The sequence below is a fragment of the Mycolicibacterium bacteremicum genome, from assembly GCF_002086115.1.
GTDB classification, from domain to species: Bacteria; Actinomycetota; Actinomycetes; order Mycobacteriales; family Mycobacteriaceae; genus Mycobacterium; species Mycobacterium bacteremicum.
This window is the reverse complement of record NZ_MVHJ01000083.1, coordinates 1-264: the sequence shown is the minus strand read 5'-3', so window position 1 is coordinate 264 and position 264 is coordinate 1. Positions and strand designations below refer to the sequence as shown.

Below are 264 nucleotides of genomic sequence, written 5' to 3'. Positions count from 1 at the left end.
TCACGGACCTCCAGCCCGGCACGCTCACGTGACAGACCGCCGGGCCCCAGCGCCGACAGTCGGCGCTTGTGGGTCAACCCCGACAGCGGGTTGTTCTGGTCCATGAATTGGCTCAGCTGGCTGGTGCCGAAGAACTCCTTGATCGCGGCGACCACCGGCCGGATGTTGATCAACGTCTGCGGTGTGATCGCCTCCACGTCCTGGGTGGTCATCCGCTCCCGGACCACCCGCTCCATCCGCGACATGCCGACCCGGATCTGGTTT

The 264-nt window shown here is 65.9% G+C and carries 1 protein-coding gene; it reads right to left on the bottom strand.

Annotation, left to right across the window (positions count from 1 at the left end):
* A partial coding sequence (locus BST17_RS28585) for an RNA polymerDNA-directed RNA polymerase subunit B (protein WP_133053625.1) occupies window positions 1–264 on the bottom strand: 264 nt, incomplete at both ends.